Genomic DNA, 18027 nt, shown 5'->3' on the forward strand with positions numbered 1-18027 from the left:
GCCCGCTGCGCGGGACGTGGCGGCAGGTGCTCGCCGAGCGGCGCGACCGCCGGCTCGCCCGCGCCGAGCAGCGGCGGACGGCGTGGGCGCCGACCGACATCGAGCGGCGCGAGCTCCGGGCGCTCGCGATCCGTCGCCGCGCCGGGCTCGCGGCCACGTCGCTCGTGCTCCTGGCATTCACGGCCGTCGTCTTCGGCCCGCTCGTCGGCGGGCTCCTGTCCGGGGGACGCCTCGTGGGAGGCAGCCTGCTTCCGGCGAGCAGCACGCTGGGCGACGTGTGGCGCGCCGCCACGACGGGATGGGTCACCACCGGGCTCGGCTCACCCGCCCCGGCGGACCCGTTCGTCTTCGCCCTGCTGCCCGCGAGCCTCCTCGCCGGCGGCTCGACGCAGACCGCCGTCAACGTGCTCGTCCCCGCGTGCTTCCTCGCGGCCGGCCTCGGCGCGTGGTTCGCCGCGGGCGCGGCGACGCGTTCCCTCCCGCTGCGGGCCTGGGCGACGCTCGTCTGGGTCGGCGCCCCCGTGCTCCTCGCGGCCGTGGGCTCCGGGCGGGTCGGCGCCGTCCTGGTGCACGCCGCGCTGCCGTGGGCGGCGCTCGCCGTGGTGCGCGCACTGGGGCTCCAGCGGGTCGACGTCGTCGCCCCGGCCACGGCCGGTGACAGCGCGGCGGACGCCACGACACCGGACGCCACGACGCCGGACCCGGCCCCTCGCGCGTCCCGGCACCCGGGCGGATCGCTCGTCGCCGCGGCGACCGCCGGCCTCCTGTTCGCCGTGGTGGTGGCGGGCGCCCCGGTGCTGCTGCCCGCGGGCCTCCTCGTCCTGCTGGTCGTGGCCCTCGTCGCGCCCCGCCACCGGCGCTACCTCGCGCTCGTCCCGCTGCCGGCCGTCGCCGTGTTCGCGCCGTTCCTCGTGCACGTGGCGCAGACGTGGACGGACGGGGGCTGGCGCCTCCTGCTGGCCGACCCGGGCGCCCCCGTCGCGTCGTCGCCCGCCGAGCCGTGGCAGCTCCTCCTCGGGGCCCCGGCCGTGCCCGCGCCCTGGTTCGGGCTCGACGGCGACGGCGCGCTCGACCTCCTCGCCCGGTGGGCGCCGTTCCTCACGGGCTGCCTCCTCGTCGTCCTCGGGGTCGTGGCCGTGCTGCGCGGCCGCCGGGTCGCGGTCGCGGCCTGGTTCGTCGCAGCGATCGGGCTCGCGGCCGCGGTCCTCGCTGCCTCGACGACGGTGGCCCCGTCCGTCGCCGGTGCGCCCGTCACGGGCTGGCCGGGAGCCGGCGTCTCGCTGGTGCTGCTCGCCCTCCTGGGTGCCGCGCTCACCGGCGTCCCGGCCCTGCCGCGGCGTAGTGCCGCGCCGTGGCGGACGGGCTGCGTCGTCGCGGTCGCGGTCCTCGTCACGCTGGCGCCCCTCGGCGGCGCCGCGTCGTGGACGGCGCACGTGCTCGACCGCTCGGACGCCCGGGTCGAGGCGCTCGGTGCGACGTCGGAGCCCGTCGTCCCGCCCGTGGGGCGTCAGATGCAGTCCTCGCCCGCGCAGTCGAGGGTGCTGAGCCTCGAGCTCGCCGAGGACGGCGTCGTCGAGTACGCGGCGCTGCGCGCGGACGGGCCGCAGGCGGTCGACTCCTCGGCCGTGGTGCACGGCGTCCGGGCCGGTGATCCGGCGGCCGGTGAAGGGGCGCTGCCCCAGGTGGTCGCCGAGCTGACCGCGGGGACGTCCGACGACGTCGCGTCGCGCCTGGTCGGGCTCGGTGTCGGCGCGGTGCTCGTGCCGGCGTCGGCCCCGGAGGACCAGGCGCGCGCCGAGCTGGTCGCGCGTCTCGACATGGTGCCCGGCCTGGAGCGCATGACCGAGGGCAAGGCGGGCCTGACGTGGCGTGTCGCCCCGGACGGCGTCGAGCCCGCGTACGCCCGGGTCGAGACGCCTGACGGGTCCGTCGTGGCGCTGGACGCCGACCGCGCCGCGCTGAGGCCCGTGGACGTGCGGGTCGACGACGGACCGGAAGGACGTGTCGTGGTGATCGCGGAGAACGCGGCGCCCGGGTGGCGCGCGACGCTCGACGGCCGCACGCTCGAGCCCGTCGACCCCGCGGTCAGCGGCGGCCTGCAGGCCTTCGAGCTCGGCACCGACGGCGGGCACCTCGCGGTGTACCACGCCGCGGACCACCGCTCGGCGTGGATGACGGTCGCCGGCGCGGTCCTGCTCGTGTTCGTGCTGCTCGCGGTACCGGTCCGACGCCGGCGCCCGGCGGCGAGGTGACGAAGAGATGGCGGACGACGTGACGGGCAGGGCACGCCGCGACGCGCGGCAGCGACGACGGGACGCGCGAGGTGAGCAGGGTGGCGCCAGGGACCGGCGGCGCGTCGTGGGGCGTCTCGCGACGACGAGCGCCGGGGTGGTCGGCATCGTCGCCCTGGGCGCGGTCGCCGCGTTCGGCGGCGACGTGGCCGGGCGGCTGCCCGACCGCGACCTCGCCGAGCCCGTCGAGCACGTCACCGTGACGCCGGCGCAGGACGTCGTCGTGTGCCCGGGGCCTGCACGCCTGACGGACCCGGAGGCGGTCGGGGACGCGCAGTTCGGGCCGTCGCCCGTCGGGACGGCGAGCACCCTGCGCGCCGCAGTCGGCGGTGCGTCGGCGGCGTCGCTCGGCGCGCTCGACGGGAGCGACACGCAGGACCTGGCGACGCCGAGCGTCGCCGACGGCCTGGCGACGCTCGGGGTCGACGCCCCGACCGCCGGCTCCGCGCTGACGGTCCGCCCGGGCGACGGGGACGCGCCGCGGGTGGCCGCATCCGTCGGGTCGGTGACGACCGAGGGTGACCTGCGCGGCCTCGCCGCGGCGAGCTGCGGCCGCCCCGGTGTCAGCCAGTGGCTCGTCGGCGGGAGCACCGAGATCGGGAGCAGCGCCCAGCTCGTCCTGCAGAACGCCGGCCGCACGCCCGCGACCGTGCAGGTCAGCGTCTGGGGTCAGAACGGCCGCGCCGTGCTCGCGGGCGGGGGGCAGCAGCTCGTGGGGCCGGGCACGGAGGTCGTCCAGCTCCTCGAGGCGGCGGCGCCGGAGCAGCGGCGCACGGTCGTCCACGTCGAGTCCTCGGGCGGGCTCGTGTCGGCGTACCTGCAGCAGAACACGCTCGACGGGCTCGTCCCGCTCGGGGTCGACTACGTCGTGCCCGGCGCCGAGCCCGCCCGCGACCTCGCCCTCACCGGCGTCGTGAGCGCGGGCGAGGCCGTCGACGACCCGCACGCTCCCCAGCTGCGCCTCCTCGCGCCCGGTGACGAGCCGGGGACGGCGCGCGTCGTCGTCCACGGTCCGGACGGACCCGTGACGGTGCGCGGTCTCGAGCAGGTCGCGCTCACGCCCGGCGTGGTCAGCGACGTCTCGCTCGGCGGCCTGCCCGCAGGTCGCTACGGGGTGGCCGTCCACGCCGACGTGCCCGTCGTCGCCGGTGCCTCGACGGACCGGCGTGGCCCGGTGGACCCGGACCTGCTCCACGAGGAGCGCCAGTACGACCGTGCGTGGCTCGCGGCCAGGCCGCTCGTCGAGACCGGGACCGCGCGCGCGGGCCAGGTCGCGCTCGTCCCCGCCACCTCGGCGAGCCTGTCGCTGGCCGCGCTGCCCGTCACGGCCGAGGAGGGCGACCCCACGGGGTCGCTCGAGCTCGTCGTGCAGGCGTACGCCGCCGACGGGTCGCCGCTCGGGGAGCAGACCGTGTCCGTCGGGACCGGGACGACCACGACGCTGGACCCGCCCTCGCTCGTCCCCGAGGGCTCCGAGCAGGCCCCTGCCGTCGTCGCGGTCGACGTCGTCGAGGCCGACGAGGGGCTCGCAGCCGCCTGGTCGGTGCTGGTCGAGGCCGGGCCGCCGAACGGCGACGAGGGGGACACGACGCCGAGCCTCGTGTCCGTGCTGCTGCCGGTCACCGACGGCTCCGTCGCTCGCGAGGTCGGGGTCCGCGCGTCGGACACCGCCGGTCTCGGAGGGCGCTGACCTACGAAGGTCAGCGGCCCTCGCCGTAGCGGGGGTCGATCTCCTCCGGCGACCGCGCGAGCAGGTGCGCGACCTGCTCGACCACGACGTCGTGGACCAGGTCCTCGAGGTCCTCCGGGTCGATCGCGCGCGCCTCGACCGGGCGCCGGTAGACCACGACGCGCGCGGGCCGTCCCGAGTCCGCGGGGAAGCAGCGTCCGAGCGGGACGCCGCCCTCCTCCCACGGCGCCGGGTCCGACGGCGGGACGTCCTCGACCGCGAACTCGGTGCCGCGCAGCTGCGTGGCCCACCGTCGCTCGACGCTCTCCACGGCGTCGAGCACGACGTCGTCGAACCGTTCCGCGCGCGTCCGGTTGGCAGGAGCGGACGGCGGCAGGAGAGGGCCCCGGATGCCGCGTCCACGGCGGTCGCGGCGTCGCGGCGCGGGGCCGTCACCGCCGACACCGGGCGCGCGCGGCGGGATGACCGGCGCGTCCAGCGGCGACGCCGGCTCGACGACGCGTGTCACGTTCCGGCCGGCCGGGCGGTCGCGCGCCCGCTTGCCTCGACCGGGTTCGGGCCGCGACCCGGGGAAGGAGAAGCCACGCACACGACGACTCTAGACCGCCCCAGCGGCGCCGCACCTGCGGTTCGGCGTGTGCCGCACCGATCCGCGGCGCGGAAGGCGTAGTGTCGCCCCGTGAGATCGGTCAGGCAGTGCTCGCGCACGGCGTGCGTCCGCGCCGCCGTCGCGACCCTCACCTACGTGTACGCGGACTCGACCGCGGTCCTCGGCCCGCTCGCGCACCTTGCCGAGCCCCACAGCTACGACCTCTGCGCCGAGCACGCCGAGCGGCTCACCGCGCCCCGCGGGTGGGAGGTGGTCCGGCTCTCTCCGCAGTTCGTCGAGACCGGGCCGAGCGACGACGACCTGTCCGCGCTCGCCGACGCGGTCCGCCAGGCCGGGCGCCCGCGGCCCGAGCCCGAGCCTGTCGACGTCACCGAGGTCGGGCGGCGCGGGCACCTGCGCGTCCTGCGGGCCGAGGCGGAGTGACGTTCGGGGTTCTCGCTAGGCTGCTCCCGTGAGCACCGATCTGTCGCGCCTCATCAAGGCCTACGACGTCCGCGGCACCGTCCCGGACCAGCTGAACCCGGAGGTGGCGCGGGCCATCGGCGCGGCGTTCGCGCGCGCCGTCGTGCTTCCCGAGGCGCCGGACGCCTCGGGTGACGTGCCCGCCCGCCCGCGGGCCGTCGTCGGGCACGACATGCGCGACTCCGGGCCGGCGCTGGTCGACGCGTTCGCGGAGGGCCTCACGGACGCGGGCGTGGACGTGACGCGCATCGGGCTGTGCTCGACGGACGGGCTGTACCACGCGTCGGGCGTGCTGGGCGTCCCCGGGGCGATGTTCACGGCGAGCCACAACCCGGCCGAGTACAACGGCATCAAGCTCTGCCGGGCGGGTGCGCGGCCGGTCGGGCAGGACTCGGGGCTGGCGGAGGTCCGCCGCCTCGCCGAGGAGTTCCTCGACGGCGGCCTCCCGGCGGCGAGCGACGTCTCGGGCACGGTGAGCGACCACGACATGCTCGCCGACTACGCCGCGTTCCTGCGCAGCCTGGTCGACCTGGCCGGCATCCGCCCGCTGAAGGTCGTCGTGGACGCGGGGAACGGCATGGGCGGGCACACGGTCCCCGCGGTGCTGGGCACGGGTGCGGGCCTGCCCGCGCTGCCGCTCGAGGTCGTACCGCTGTACTTCGAGCTCGACGGCACGTTCCCGAACCACGAGGCGAACCCGCTCGAGCCGGAGAACTTGCGCGACCTGCAGGCGGCGGTCGTCGAGCACGGCGCCGACCTCGGCCTCGCGTTCGACGGCGACGCGGACCGCTGCTTCGTCGTCGACGAGCACGGCGACCCGGTGTCGCCGTCGGCCATCACGGCCCTCGTCGGGCTGCGCGAGGTCGGCAAGGAGGTCGACGCCGGGCGCACCCCGACGGTGATCCACAACCTCATCACGTCGCGCGCCGTGCCCGACTTCCTCGACGCCGCGGGCGCCCGCACGGTGCGCACGCGCGTGGGGCATTCCTTCATCAAGGCGCAGATGGCCGAGCACGACGCCGTGTTCGGCGGCGAGCACAGCGCCCACTACTACTTCCGCGACTTCTTCTTCGCGGACACGGGCATGCTCGCCGCGATGCACGTGCTGGCGGCGCTCGGCGCGCAGCCGCACCCCTTGTCGGCGCTCGCGGAGATGTACGAGCCGTACGTCGCGTCGGGCGAGATCAACTCGACGGTGGCCGACGTCCCCGCCGCCCGCGCGCGCGTCGTGGAGGCGTACGTGACGCAGCAGGGCGCCGGCCCGGTCGAGGTGGACGAGCTCGACGGCCTGACGGTCTCGCACTGGGACGCCCACCCGCAGTGGTGGTTCAACCTGCGCGCGTCGAACACGGAGCCGCTGCTGCGGCTCAACGTCGAGGCCGCGGACGAGGACATCATGGAGAAGGTGCGCGACGACGTCCTGTCGCTCGTGCGCGCGACCGGCACCGCGTCGTCCGGCACCACCGAGCCCGGCGCCCCGACCGACGAGGAGCGAGCATGAGCCTGCAGATCGAGTCCTGGGTGCGCGAGGCGCTGCGCTGCCCCGTGACGGGCGCGACGCTCGTCGACGGCACGGGCCCCGGCGGCGAGCCGGAGCTGCACTCGACGGACGCCGACCGCCCGCTCGCGTACCCGGTGCGCGACGGCATCCCGGTGCTCCTGGAGGACGACGCGCGCGCTCTCTGAGCGTGTCCCCCACGAACGCACGCACGAAGGCCGGCTCCCCGCGGGGAGCCGGCCTTCGCCGTCGGGCACCGTGCGGTGCCCCGGGTGGCTGCGGCGAACCGATGGACCGCAGCCGCACGAACGGCGCGCCGGACCGGGCGCCGCCGCTCGCGGGTCAGACGCCCGCGGCCTCCTTGAGGTCCTCGACGAACGTCGGGTTCTCCTCGAGCCACGCGTCGACGGCGGCCTCCTCGTCGGCGTACTCGTCGGAGTTGAACATCATGTTCTCGAGCGAGAACAGCTGCTCGTCCGTGAGCTCGAACGCGCCGATCATCTTCGTGAGCGTCGGGTAGCGCTCCTCGAAGTCACCGGTGCCGAAGCTGTGGATCTCCTCGGCCTCGCCGAGCGTGCCCTCGGGGTCCTCGAGGTCGCGCACGGGGAACTCGTCGTACGCCCAGTGCGGGCGCCACAGCGTGACGGCGATGTTCTCGCCGGCCTCGGTCGCGCCGCGCAGCTCGGCGAGCATCGCCGGGGTGGAGGAGATGGTGTACTCCATGTCCTCGAGGCCGTAGGTCGGGATGACCTCCTCCTGCGTGATCTTGGTCAGGCCGGCGCCCGCCTCGATCCCGACGAGCTTGTTGCCGTACTCGTCCGCCATCGCCGCGAGGTCCTCGAGCGACTGCGCGGGGGAGTCCTCGTTCACCGCGATCGTGAGCTTGGCGTCGTCGTACCAGACGCCGAGGTCGGTGAGGTCCTCGCCGTACTCCTCGTGGTACGAGGCGTGCGTGATGGGCAGCCAGGTGTCGAGCAGCAGGTCGAAGTCGCCCCCGGCGAGGCCGGTGAAGATGACGCCGATGTCGGCGGTCTGGGTCTCGACGTCGTAGCCCTCGTCCTCGAGGATCGCCTTCCACAGGTAGGAGGCCGCGACGGCCTCGTCCCAGCCGGAGGGGATCCCGATCGAGATCGACGTCTCGTCCTCGCCGGTCGAGCCGCCGGAGCCGCCGGTGTCGGTGTCGCTCGCGCAGGCGGACAGGCCGAGGCCGAGCACCGCGGCGGCGGCGACGGCCGCGGTGCGGCGGCGGGCGGTGGTGCGTGCGGGTGTCATGGGTTCCTTCCTTGGGCCCCGACGAGGCCCGGTGGGTGGTGGCCGACGGCGCGGGGGCCGACCGGCGGACGGGGTGCCCGGGCGCTGCGCCCGGTGGTGGGTCAGACGCGCGCCGCGGCGAGGGCGCGCGAGACGGGGGCGCGGTCGCCCAGCGCGGACGTCACGCGGTCGAGGTACATCGCGAGGATCACGACGGACAGGCCCGCCTCGAAGCCGAGCGCGACGTCGATGCTCGCGAGCGCGGCGACGACGTCCTGGCCGAGACCGCCCGCGCCGACGAGGCCGGCGATGACGACCATGGAGAGCGAGAGCATGATGACCTGGTTGACGCCGGCCATGATGGTGGGCATCGCGAGCGGGAGCTGGATCTGGCGCAGGATGCGGCCGGGGGTCGAGCCGAACGCCTGCCCGGCCTCGACCACCTCCTTGTCGACCTGGCGGATGCCGAGCTCGGTGAACCGCACGCCCGGGGCGAGCGCGAAGACGATCGTCGCGATGATGCCCGGGACGGGGCCGGTGAGGAAGATGACGACCGTCGGGATGAGGTAGACGAACGCCGGCATGGTCTGCATGAAGTCGAGCACGGGGCGCACGGCGCGCGACACCTTGTCGTTGCGCGCCGCCCAGATGCCGAGCGGGATCGCGATCGCGAGCGCGATCGCCGACGCGAGGAGGACGAGGGCGAGCGAGGCCATCGCGGCCTCCCACTGCTCGACCCCGGCGATGACGGCGAAGCCGACGAGCGAGCCGACGGCGAGCTTCCAGCCCTTGGCGACGTACGCCAGCGCGGCGAGGACGAGCGCGACGAGCCAGAACGGCGGGGACGCCAGCACGACCTCGAGCACGTCGTAGACGCCCTCGAGGACGCCCTTGACGACGTCGAACAGCGGGTCGAGGACCGCGGTCACCCAGTCGACGAACGCCTCGACCCACTCGCCGAGCGGGATCCGGGGGACGAGCGTGCCGCTCATGCCGCACCCCCCTCGGCCGTCGCCGCGTCGTGGTCGGCGGCGGCTCCCGTGGTCGACAGGTCGATCTCGCCGGTGCGGGGCTGGTCGCCCGGCACCATGGCCTCGAGCAGCGTGACGCGGGGCACGACCCCGACCAGGCGGTCGGACCCGTCGGTCACGGCCACGGGCAGCGGCGACTCGGCGGCGGGCGCGAAGATCTCCGCGAGGGGCGTGTCGGGGGAGACCGGCGTGACGCCGTCGCGCACGATGCCCTCGAGCGACTCCTTGCCGGCCTTGATCGCCGCGACGGCGTCGTCGTCGCGCACGACGCCCTGCAGGCGGCGCTGGCGGTCGACGACGTACGCGGCCGACACCTGCGCCTCGCGCATGGTGCGGCTCGCCTGGCGCGGGCCGCCGCCCATCGGCACGACGACGGCCGGGCGCACCATGACCGACGACGCGGTGAGGACGCGCGTGCGGTCGACGTCGGCGACGAACTGGGCGACGTAGTCGTTCGCGGGGTCGGACAGGATCTGCTCGGCGGTACCGATCTGCACGATCCGGCCGTCGCGCATGACGGCGATGCGGTCGCCGAGGTGCATGGCCTCGTTGAGGTCGTGCGTGATGAAGACGATGGTCTTGCCGAGCGTCTGCTGGAGCTCGAGGAGCTGCTCCTGCATCTCGCGGCGGATCAGCGGGTCGAGCGCGCTGAAGGCCTCGTCCATGAGGAGCACGTCGGTGTCGGCGGCGAGCGCGCGGGCGAGTCCCACGCGCTGGCGCATGCCGCCCGAGAGCTGGGACGGCAGCGAGTCCTCCCAGCCGCCGAGGCCGACGAGCTCGAGCGCCGTGCGCGCCTTGTCACGCCGCTCGGTCTTCCCGACGCCCTGGATCTCGAGCGGGTACGCGGCGTTGTCGAGCACCGTGCGGTGCGGCAGGAGCGCGAAGTGCTGGAACACCATGCTCACGTGCTTGCGGCGCAGGGCGCGCATCTGCTTGGCGTCGGCCTGCGCCAGGTCGGTCCCGCCGAGCAGGACGTGGCCGGACGTCGGCTTCCACAGGCCGTTGAGCATGCGGATGAGCGTCGACTTGCCGGAGCCCGACAGGCCCATGACGACGAAGATCTCGCCCTTGTTCACCTCGAAGCTCGCGTCGATCACCGCGGCGGTGCCGAGCGGCTTGACGTCGTCGCGGGTCGCGCCCTGCTCGAGGCGCCGCACGGCGTCGAGCGGCCGGCGGCCGAAGACCTTGTAGACGTCGCGGACCGAGAGCGCCGTGCCGCGCCCGGTCGAGCCGGCGCCGTCGGCACCGGTGGGTTCGGCGGTGTCCGCCGGCGGGGATGTGCTGAGTGCAGTCATGCGGTGGGTGTCGCCACCTTCCGTCCGTGGACCAGCGGCGCACCGCCGCAGGACGCGGCGCCTCCCCGGTCCGGGGGGCGTCGAGGCGGCACGACCGAGGTCCCGCGGCGCGGACGGCGGCCAGGGCTGCACGTCCGGCGGGCACCCGACGGGTGCCGGGCGGGACCTCACGCTGATCCGATCTCCATCGGTTCGCCCAGAACCCTGCAGCAACCGAGAGCAGATTTCTACCGAGGAACCCGCGATTCGGGCCGAATCCAGGACGTTTCTTGACCGATTATCGTTGAAACTGCACGGATCGCGGCGGATCGGCGATCGTTACGTCTTCGTGACATTGAACGGGTCAAGGAAGCGTGTTATCGCGCGCACCCGCGCGCGTCCGAGGACACCGTCGGGGTCCCGGGAGCCGCAGCCCTCGCTCGGTACCCTGGAACAGTCGGTCCGCACGCGGCCGACGGCGCGGACGGGAGCCCCCAGCGCAGCAACCGTGAGCACCCACAGCACAGGAGGACCCATGTCCACGACGGCTCCAGCCCCCACCCTCGGGACCCCCGGGTTCGACGAGGTCCCCGGCCGCTACAAGGTCCGCGACCTCGCCCTCGCCCCGGCCGGCCGCCACCAGATCCGGCTGGCCGAGCACGAGATGCCCGGGCTCATGGCGCTGCGCGCCGAGTACGGCGAGTCGCAGCCGCTCGCGGGCGCGCGCATCGCGGGGTCGCTGCACATGACCGTGCAGACCGCGGTCCTCATCGAGACCCTCGTCGCGCTCGGCGCGCAGGTCCGCTGGGCGAGCTGCAACATCTTCTCGACGCAGGACGAGGCCGCCGCCGCGATCGTCGTCGGTCCCGACGGCACGCCCGAGGACCCGCGCGGCGTCCCGGTGTTCGCGTGGAAGGGCGAGAGCCTCGAGGAGTACTGGGACTGCACCGAGCAGATCCTCGTGTGGCCGGCGGAGGACGGTGCCGACGACGGCGAGCGCCCGGGCGGGCCGAACCTCGTCCTCGACGACGGCGGCGACGCGACGATGCTCGTCCACCTCGGCCTGCAGTACGAGCGTGCGGGCGTCGTGCCGCCGGACACGCTGCCCGGCGAGCCCGACCACACGCACGAGATGAACGTGGTCCGCGGCGTGCTGCGCCGCGCCCTCGAGGCCGACCCGCTGCGCTGGACCTCGATCGCGCAGGGGATCCACGGCGTCACCGAGGAGACGACCACGGGCGTGCACCGCCTCTACCAGCTCGCGGAGTCCGGGGAGCTGCTGTTCCCGGCGATCAACGTCAACGACTCGGTCACCAAGAGCAAGTTCGACAACAAGTACGGCATCCGCCACTCGCTGCCCGACGGCATCAACCGCGCCACCGACGTGCTCATCGGCGGCAAGGTCGCGTTCGTCGCCGGCTACGGCGACGTGGGCAAGGGCGCGGCCGAGGCGTTCCGCGGCCAGGGCGCGCGCGTGATCGTCTCCGAGGTCGACCCGATCTGCGCCCTGCAGGCCGCGATGGACGGCTACCAGGTCGCGCGGATCGAGGACGTCGTCGGCCAGGCCGACTTCTTCATCACGACCACCGGCAACAAGGACGTGATCCGGGCCGAGCACATGGCCGCGATGAAGGACAAGGCGGTCGTCGGCAACATCGGCCACTTCGACAACGAGATCGACATGGCCGGCCTCGCCGACCTGCCCGGGGTCGTGCGCACCGAGATCAAGCCGCAGGTGCACGAGTGGACGTTCCCGGCCGGCACCGGCCCGGACGGCGTCGAGCGCGGCGAGCGCTCGATCATCGTGCTGTCCGAGGGACGCCTGCTCAACCTCGGCAACGCGACGGGCCACCCGTCGTTCGTCATGAGCAACTCGTTCTCGAACCAGGTGATCGGCCAGATCGAGCTCCACGCCGACGTCACGGCCGCGGCCGCCGAAGGTCGCGAGCGCGCGTACGGCCGGCAGGTGTACCGCCTGCCCAAGGTGCTCGACGAGAAGGTCGCCCGCCTGCACCTCGACGCGCTCGGCGTGCGGCTCACGGAGCTCACGCCGTCGCAGGCGGACTACCTCGGCGTGCCCGTGGAGGGTCCGTTCAAGCCGGAGCACTACCGGTACTGACACCTCCTCCTGCGCCCTCGGGCTCTGACGACGGTCCGCCGGGCCGCACGGGGGTTGTCCCCCGTGCGACCCGGCGGTCCGCACCCTGGCCGGAGGGTCCCGCGCGCCCGGAGACTGGCACCATGATCGCCGTGACTCCTGACCAGCCGAGCCTCGCCGGCCCGGACGGCGCCGCGCCGTCGGGCCCGAGCACCGCGGACGCCGCCCCGGAGGCCCGCACCGCGCCCGACGCCGCGGGCGCCGGCCTCGCGGGACCGGACCCGCGGTTCGTCGTGCACCGCGCGCCGGTCTCCTTCGCGCGCGCGCCCTTCGCGGGCGCCACGTGGCGCGAGTACGGGTACCTGTGGCTCGCGCTGCTCCTCGCGCCGTTCGGGTTCACCTACACCGTGTTCACCGTCTCGTTCACGGGCGGGATCCTCGCGACGGTCGTCGGCCTCGTGGTCTCGAGCGCGCTCGTGCTGGGCGGTCGCGGCTGGGGCGCGATGTACCGCTCGATGGCGCGGTCGATGCTCGGGACCGACGTGCTCGCCCCGGCGCCGTACGTCCGGCCGCGCGGCTTCTGGCGCACGCTCTGGTCCGGGCTCGCGGACGGCACCGGCTGGCGAGCGCTGGCGTTCCTGGTCGTCACCTTCCCCCTCGCGATCCTGTCCTTCGTCGTCAGCACCGTCGTCCTCGCGGTGGGCCTCGGCGGGACGACGCACTGGATCTGGTCGCGGTGGCTGCCGCTGCAGCAGGCGAGCGACGGCACGTGGCACCGCGGCGCCTCGTTCGGCACGGACTGGTACGTCGACACCCCGGTGCGCCAGCTCGGCCTCGTGCTCGTCGGCGCGCTGTTCCTGTGGGTGTGGCCGCACGTGACGCGCGGCTTCGCGCTGCTGTTCCGGGCGCTCACGACCGCGCTCCTCGCCCCGACGCTCGCGAGCCTGCGCGTCGCCGACCTCGAGGAGTCGCGCGGGCGCACGGTCGAGGACGCCGACGCCAAGCTGCGCCGCATCGAGCGGGACCTGCACGACGGCACGCAGGCCCGCCTCGTGGCGGTCGCCATGCAGCTCGGGGAGGCCAAGGAGCAGCTCGCGTCCGGCGAGGACGCGTCGGACGCGCTCGCCCTCGTGGACCAGGCGCACGCGTCGACGAAGGAGGCGCTGGTCGAGCTGCGCGAGCTCGCACGCGGCATCCACCCGCCCGCGCTCGACAACGGCCTGGCCGTCGCCCTCGAGACGCTCGCGGCGCGCTCGCCGCTGCCCGTGACCGTCGACGTCGACCCGGCGGTGGAGGCGTCCGGCCGGCTCGCGCCGGCGCTCGAGACCATCGCGTACTTCTGCGTCGCCGAGCTCGTCACGAACGCGGTCAAGCACGCGCGCGCGACCGGCGTCTACGTGCTCGTCGAGCGCCAGCAGGCCGAGGGCGGCCGGCGCGGTCGCGGCGACCGCGTGCGGCTGCGCGTGCGCGACGACGGCCAGGGCGGCGCGCGCGTCGTCCAGCCCGGGCCGGACGGGCACCGCTCGGGACTCGCCGGGCTCGCCGAGCGCGTCCGGTCGGTCGACGGGACGTTCGAGCTGTCGAGCCCCGTCGGCGGCCCGACCGTCGTCACGGTCCTGCTGCCCACCCAGGTCTGACGCCCGTGCGAGGATGACGCCGCCCCCGAGCACCGCCTCGACCAGCAGCCCCTGAAGGAGACCGCGTGCGGCTCGTCATCGCCGAGGACTCGGCCATCCTGCGCGACGGGCTCGTCGCGCTCGTCACCCGCCGCGGGCACGAGGTCGTGGCCGCGACGGGTGACGGCGACGCGCTCGTCGCCGAGGTCGGCCGGCTCGCCGCCGACGGCGCGCTGCCCGACGTCGCGGTCGTCGACATCCGGATGCCCCCCACGTTCACGGACGAGGGCCTGCGCGCCGCGCTGGCCCTGCGCGCCGCCCACCCCGACCTCGGCGTGCTGCTGTTCTCCCAGTACGTCGAGACGCGGTTCGCGAGCGAGCTGCTCACGGGCGGCGCGCGCGGCGTGGGCTACCTGCTCAAGGACCGCGTCGCCGACGTCGCGGAGTTCCTCGACGCCCTGACCCGCATCGCCGCGGGGCAGACGGTGCTCGACCCGGAGGTCGTCAGCCAGCTCATGGGCGCCTTGCGCGCCGACGACGGCCTCGCGCGCCTCACGCCGCGCGAGACCGAGGTCCTCGAGCTCATGGCGCAGGGCCGGTCGAACTCGGCGATCGCCGAGTCGCTCTACCTGTCCTACGGCGCCGTGGAGAAGAACGTCACGTCCATCTTCGGCAAGCTCGGGCTCCCGCCCGACGCCGGCGACCACCGTCGCGTGCTCGCCGTCCTGCGGTACCTCAAGGCCTGACGGCGGTCCGCCCGCCGGGGCGGGGGAGAACCCCCGTGACGCCGGGCGGCTGACCTCGCCCCGCTCGGGGGACGCTCCCGTACCGGGGCGAAAGGGATGTTTCGAGACTGGTGGGAGCCGGGTCGCCTCCCGGCTCCCGCCGACCGAGGAGCGTCCCGTGACCGCCCTGCTCGACCCGCCCCGTCCCCGCCGCCCGCGGGGCGCCCCGCCCGGCCGGACCTCCAGCGCGCACGCGCCGTCCCCGGCCGGCGCACCCTCCGTCGTCCTACGGCGCCCGACGGCGACCGCAGGGCGCACCCGGCCCCCGCGCGACGTGTTCGTCGACGCCGTGCGCGCCGTCGCGACGGTGTGCGTCGTCGCCGCGCACTGGCTCATGGCCGACGCGACGTGGGACGGGCGCGACCTCGAGATCGGCAACGCGCTCGCCCACGGGTACGGCTGGGTCGCGACCTGGGTGCTCCAGGTGCTCGCGCTGCTGTTCTTCGCCGCCGGCGCGTCCGCCGCGTACGGCCTCCAGGGCGCTCCCGACACGTCCGTCGTCCCCGCGGCGCGGACGGGCGGGTGGCGGCTCGCGGCCCGGCGCGTGCCCCGCCTCCTGCGCCCGGTGGGCGTGCTCGTGGGGGTGTGGGCGGTGGTCGTCGCCGCGCTCCTCGCGACGCCCCTGCCCGACGATGTGGCGTGGACCCTCGCGCGCCTCGCGCCCCAGCTGCTGTGGTTCCTCGCGGTCTACCTCGTCCTCGTGGCGGCCACGCCCCTGCTGCGCCGTGCCCTGCACGCGCGCGGCTGGTGGACCGTCGCGGCGCTCGCGGCCGTCCCGCTGACCGTCGAGGCGTTGCGCTTCGGTGCCGGTCTCGAGTCGCTCGCGCTCGTCGACGTCGTCCTCGTCTGGGCGGTCCCGTACGCGGTCGGCGTCCTGTACGCCGACGCACGGTCCGGGCTCCGGGTCGTGCGGCGCGGGCGCGTCGTGCCCGTCGCGGTGCTCCCGTCGCGCGGCGTGCTCCTGGCGGCCGGGGTCGGCGCCCTCGCGCTCGCGGCGCTGCTCGTCGCCGTCGGCCCGTACCCCGTCTCCCTCATCGGGATGCCCGGCGACGCGATGTCCAACCTCGGCCCGCCGACGGCGCCGGTCCTGCTGCACGCGGTCGCGCTCGTCGCGCTCGCCCTCGCCGCGCGCGACGTCCTCGCGCGCTGGGCCGTCGGCTCCGGCCGCCGCGTCGTCGAGGCGCTGGCCGCCCGCTCGATGACGGTCTACCTGTGGCACGTGACGGCGATGATCGCCGTCGTGGCCTTCGTGCTCGTCGGGCTCGGGTCGCGGCTGCCCGAGCCGGGCAGCGCCGACTGGTGGGCGAGCCGGCCGCTGTGGTTCGGGGCGTTCGCGCTGGTCCTCCTGGGCATCGCGCGCGTCGTCGGACGGTTCGAGGACCGCCGGCCCGTCAGTGCGAGGGGTCGGGGACGGAGTAGGGGAGACGGTGCAGGAGCGCCGCCTGCTCGTCGGCGAGCACCCGCGCGCGCTCGGCGGTGACGCGGTCGCGCTCGCGGCGCTCGGTGAGCACCGCCATGAGGAAGACCTCGGGGTGCGTGCCGGGCGGCGGCCCCGGCGCGACGTACCGCTCGACCTGCGCCGCGAGCTCCTGGCCGAGGCGGGCGCGCGAGGCGGGGTGGAGCCGGTCGACCCGGGCGAGGAACTGCCGGGCGGCGAGCGCCAGCCCGTCGGGGAGGCGGCGCATGTCCGCGTGCGCCGCCCAGCCCGCGAGGTACGGGGGCATGGCGAGCGGGGCGAACGTCGGACGGCCGCCGCGCACGCGGATCGCGTACGTCCCGGCAGCCATGTCCCCGAGCCGCTTGCCCTTGTCGTTCGTCAGGGACGCGATGAGCGCGGCCGCGCCGAGCGTGAGCCACAGCTCGCCGACGCCGACGAGCGCGCGCAGGAACGCGTGCCGGAAGCGCACCGGCCCGCCGTCGTCGCGCACCACGCGGATGCCGAGCGCGAGCTTGCCGAGCGAGCGTCCGCGCGAGAGCGTCTCGACCGTCGTGGGGATCACGACCATGACGAGGACGAACAGCGCGATGACGATCGCCGGCGCGAAGGACGGGTCGACGAGCGACAGCGGCTGCGACGTCACGAGCAGCAGCGCGACCACCGCGACGCCGACCGCCACGAGGTCGATGCCGGCGCCGAGGGCGCGCGAGAGGAACGACGCGGGGCGCGCGTCGAGCACCACGCCCTCACCGATCAGGATGCCGTCGCGCACGTCGCTCCTCGTCCTCTCCGCGTCCTGCGGGCGCCACGCCCGGCCGCCGTCCGCGACCGGGGCCCGCGACCCGTCCCGTGTGGCAGGGTATCGGTCGTGGACCTCGACGCCTTCACCGACGTGCACCGCGCGCAGTGGGACCGCCTGGACGCCCTGACGAGGCGGCGCACGCTCGACGGTGCCGAGGCGGACGAGCTCGTACGCCTCTACCAGGCGGTCGCGACGCACCTGTCGACGGTCCGCTCCGTCGCGCCCGACCCGGTGCTCATCACGCGCCTGTCCGACCTGCTGGGCCGGGCGCGTACGCGCATCGCCGGCGCGCACGAGCCCGCGTGGCGCGACGTCGTCCGCTTCCTCGCGGTGACGCTGCCCGCGGCGCTGTACCGGATCCGGTGGTGGTCGGTGGGCGTCACGACGGCGTTCCTCGTCGTCGCCGTCGTGGCCGGCGTGTGGGTCGCGACGACACCCGAGGGGCTCGCGGCGATGGGCCCGCCGAGCACGCGCGAGGAGTACGTCGAGAACGCGTTCGCGTCGTACTACGACCCGGGCCTCGACTTCGCGGCCGTCGTCTGGACGAACAACGCCTGGATCGCCGCGCAGTGCATCGGCCTCGGCATCACCGGCCTGTTCCCTGCGTACGTGCTGTTCAGCAACGCCGTCAACGTCGGCGCGACGGGCGGCATGATGGCCGCGTACGGCGAGCTCGACGTGTTCCTCACGCTCATCGCGCCGCACGGCCTGCTCGAGCTCATGGCGATCTTCGTCGCGGGCGCCGCGGGGCTGCGCATCTTCTGGGCGTGGGTCGACCCGGGCCCGCTGCCGCGCGGGCGCTCGCTCGCGCAGGAGGGGCGCGCCCTCGTCACGGTCGCGATCGGCCTGGCCCTCGCGCTCGGCGTCTCGGGCGTCATCGAGGGCTTCGTCACCGGCTCGACGATGCCGTGGTGGCTCAAGATCGTCATCGGCGCCCTCGCGCTCGCGGGCTTCTGGGTCTACACGATCGTCCTCGGCCGTCGGGCCGTGCGGGCGGGGGAGACCGGCGACCTGAGCGAGGACCACGCGGGCGACGTCGCGCCCGTCGCGGCCTGACGCCGCTCGCGGGGCCGCCCGCGCCTCAGTCGTGCACGACGACGCGCGCCCGTGCGTCGGGCGCCGCGACCCGCAGCCAGTCCTCCGCGCGGGCCACGAGCTCGTCCCGCACGGCGGGCTCAGCC

The 18027-nt window shown here is 75.3% G+C and carries 14 protein-coding genes and 1 pseudogene; 10 read left to right on the forward strand and 5 right to left on the reverse strand.

Going from position 1 to position 18027, the window contains the following annotated elements; all coding sequences use genetic code 11:
* A pseudogene (locus JZ5iCDA_RS18805) lies at positions 1–2252 on the forward strand (glycosyltransferase family 2 protein); the annotation flags it as partial.
* Positions 2253–2259: 7 nt separating this feature from the next.
* On the forward strand, positions 2260–3981 hold the full coding sequence (locus tag JZ5iCDA_RS08380; protein WP_139123027.1) for a DUF5719 family protein: 1722 nt from the start codon (positions 2260–2262) through the stop codon (positions 3979–3981).
* A 10-nt stretch (positions 3982–3991) separates the two neighbouring features.
* Here JZ5iCDA_RS08380 and JZ5iCDA_RS17940 read toward each other — a convergent pair whose 3' ends face one another.
* Positions 3992–4489: a metallopeptidase family protein gene (locus tag JZ5iCDA_RS17940; RefSeq protein ID WP_171905323.1), complete on the reverse strand. Its 498-nt coding sequence runs from the start codon at positions 4487–4489 to the stop codon at positions 3992–3994.
* Positions 4490–4660: 171 nt separating this feature from the next.
* Between JZ5iCDA_RS17940 and JZ5iCDA_RS08390 the strand changes: the two genes are divergently transcribed.
* The 3 genes from JZ5iCDA_RS08390 to JZ5iCDA_RS08400 are packed head-to-tail and all read left to right on the forward strand — an operon-like array spanning position 4661 to position 6739.
* The gene (locus JZ5iCDA_RS08390) at positions 4661–5014 is read left to right on the forward strand and encodes a DUF3499 domain-containing protein (protein ID WP_069386766.1); all 354 of its coding nucleotides are present in this window, start codon (positions 4661–4663) and stop codon (positions 5012–5014) included.
* A 28-nt stretch (positions 5015–5042) separates the two neighbouring features.
* Positions 5043–6554, forward strand: a complete 1512-nt coding sequence (locus JZ5iCDA_RS08395; protein WP_069386767.1) for a phosphomannomutase/phosphoglucomutase — start codon at positions 5043–5045, stop codon at positions 6552–6554.
* A complete protein-coding gene (locus JZ5iCDA_RS08400; RefSeq protein ID WP_069386768.1) occupies positions 6551–6739 on the forward strand; it encodes a Trm112 family protein in 189 nt (62 codons plus the stop codon). Before JZ5iCDA_RS08395 ends, JZ5iCDA_RS08400 begins: the two co-directional genes overlap by 4 nt.
* A gap of 154 nt (positions 6740–6893) precedes the next feature.
* Here JZ5iCDA_RS08400 and JZ5iCDA_RS08405 read toward each other — a convergent pair whose 3' ends face one another.
* The 3 genes from JZ5iCDA_RS08405 to JZ5iCDA_RS08415 all read right to left on the reverse strand — a co-directional run bounded on the left by JZ5iCDA_RS08405 (position 6894) and on the right by JZ5iCDA_RS08415 (position 10128).
* A complete protein-coding gene (locus JZ5iCDA_RS08405) occupies positions 6894–7823 on the reverse strand; it encodes a glycine betaine ABC transporter substrate-binding protein (protein WP_069386769.1) in 930 nt (309 codons plus the stop codon).
* 101 nt (positions 7824–7924) lie between these two features.
* A complete protein-coding gene (locus tag JZ5iCDA_RS08410; RefSeq protein ID WP_069386770.1) occupies positions 7925–8794 on the reverse strand; it encodes an ABC transporter permease in 870 nt (289 codons plus the stop codon).
* Complete coding sequence (locus JZ5iCDA_RS08415; protein ID WP_083259809.1) at positions 8791–10128, reverse strand: quaternary amine ABC transporter ATP-binding protein; 1338 nt, start codon at positions 10126–10128, stop codon at positions 8791–8793. The genes JZ5iCDA_RS08410 and JZ5iCDA_RS08415 overlap by 4 nt, the downstream gene beginning before the upstream one ends.
* 514 nt (positions 10129–10642) lie before the next feature.
* On the opposite strand from JZ5iCDA_RS08415, the gene ahcY reads away from it, so the two are divergent.
* The 4 genes from ahcY (at position 10643) to JZ5iCDA_RS08435 (ending at position 16086) form a co-directional block, all read left to right on the forward strand.
* Entirely contained in the window at positions 10643–12226 is a 1584-nt protein-coding gene (gene ahcY, locus JZ5iCDA_RS08420) for an adenosylhomocysteinase (RefSeq protein WP_069386771.1), read from the forward strand.
* 122 nt (positions 12227–12348) lie between these two features.
* Complete coding sequence (locus tag JZ5iCDA_RS08425) at positions 12349–13842, forward strand: sensor histidine kinase (protein WP_083259810.1); 1494 nt, start codon at positions 12349–12351, stop codon at positions 13840–13842.
* Positions 13843–13907: 65 nt separating this feature from the next.
* Positions 13908–14567 (forward strand): response regulator transcription factor, encoded by a 660-nt coding sequence (locus JZ5iCDA_RS08430; RefSeq protein WP_069386772.1) that lies wholly within the window; start codon positions 13908–13910, stop codon positions 14565–14567.
* Between the two features lie 157 nt (positions 14568–14724).
* Positions 14725–16086, forward strand: a complete 1362-nt coding sequence (locus JZ5iCDA_RS08435) for an acyltransferase family protein (protein WP_069386773.1) — start codon at positions 14725–14727, stop codon at positions 16084–16086.
* Here JZ5iCDA_RS08435 and JZ5iCDA_RS08440 read toward each other — a convergent pair.
* Complete coding sequence (locus tag JZ5iCDA_RS08440) at positions 15998–16816, reverse strand: RDD family protein (protein ID WP_069386774.1); 819 nt, start codon at positions 16814–16816, stop codon at positions 15998–16000. The genes JZ5iCDA_RS08435 and JZ5iCDA_RS08440 overlap by 89 nt on opposite strands.
* Positions 16817–16912: 96 nt before the next feature.
* Between JZ5iCDA_RS08440 and JZ5iCDA_RS08445 the strand changes: the two genes are divergently transcribed.
* Complete coding sequence (locus JZ5iCDA_RS08445) at positions 16913–17902, forward strand: stage II sporulation protein M (RefSeq protein WP_069386775.1); 990 nt, start codon at positions 16913–16915, stop codon at positions 17900–17902.
* Positions 17903–18027 lie beyond the last annotated feature (125 nt).

Origin of the sequence: Cellulosimicrobium cellulans (genome assembly GCF_001722485.1) — a bacterium.
GTDB classification, from domain to species: Bacteria; Actinomycetota; Actinomycetes; order Actinomycetales; family Cellulomonadaceae; genus Cellulosimicrobium; species Cellulosimicrobium cellulans_A.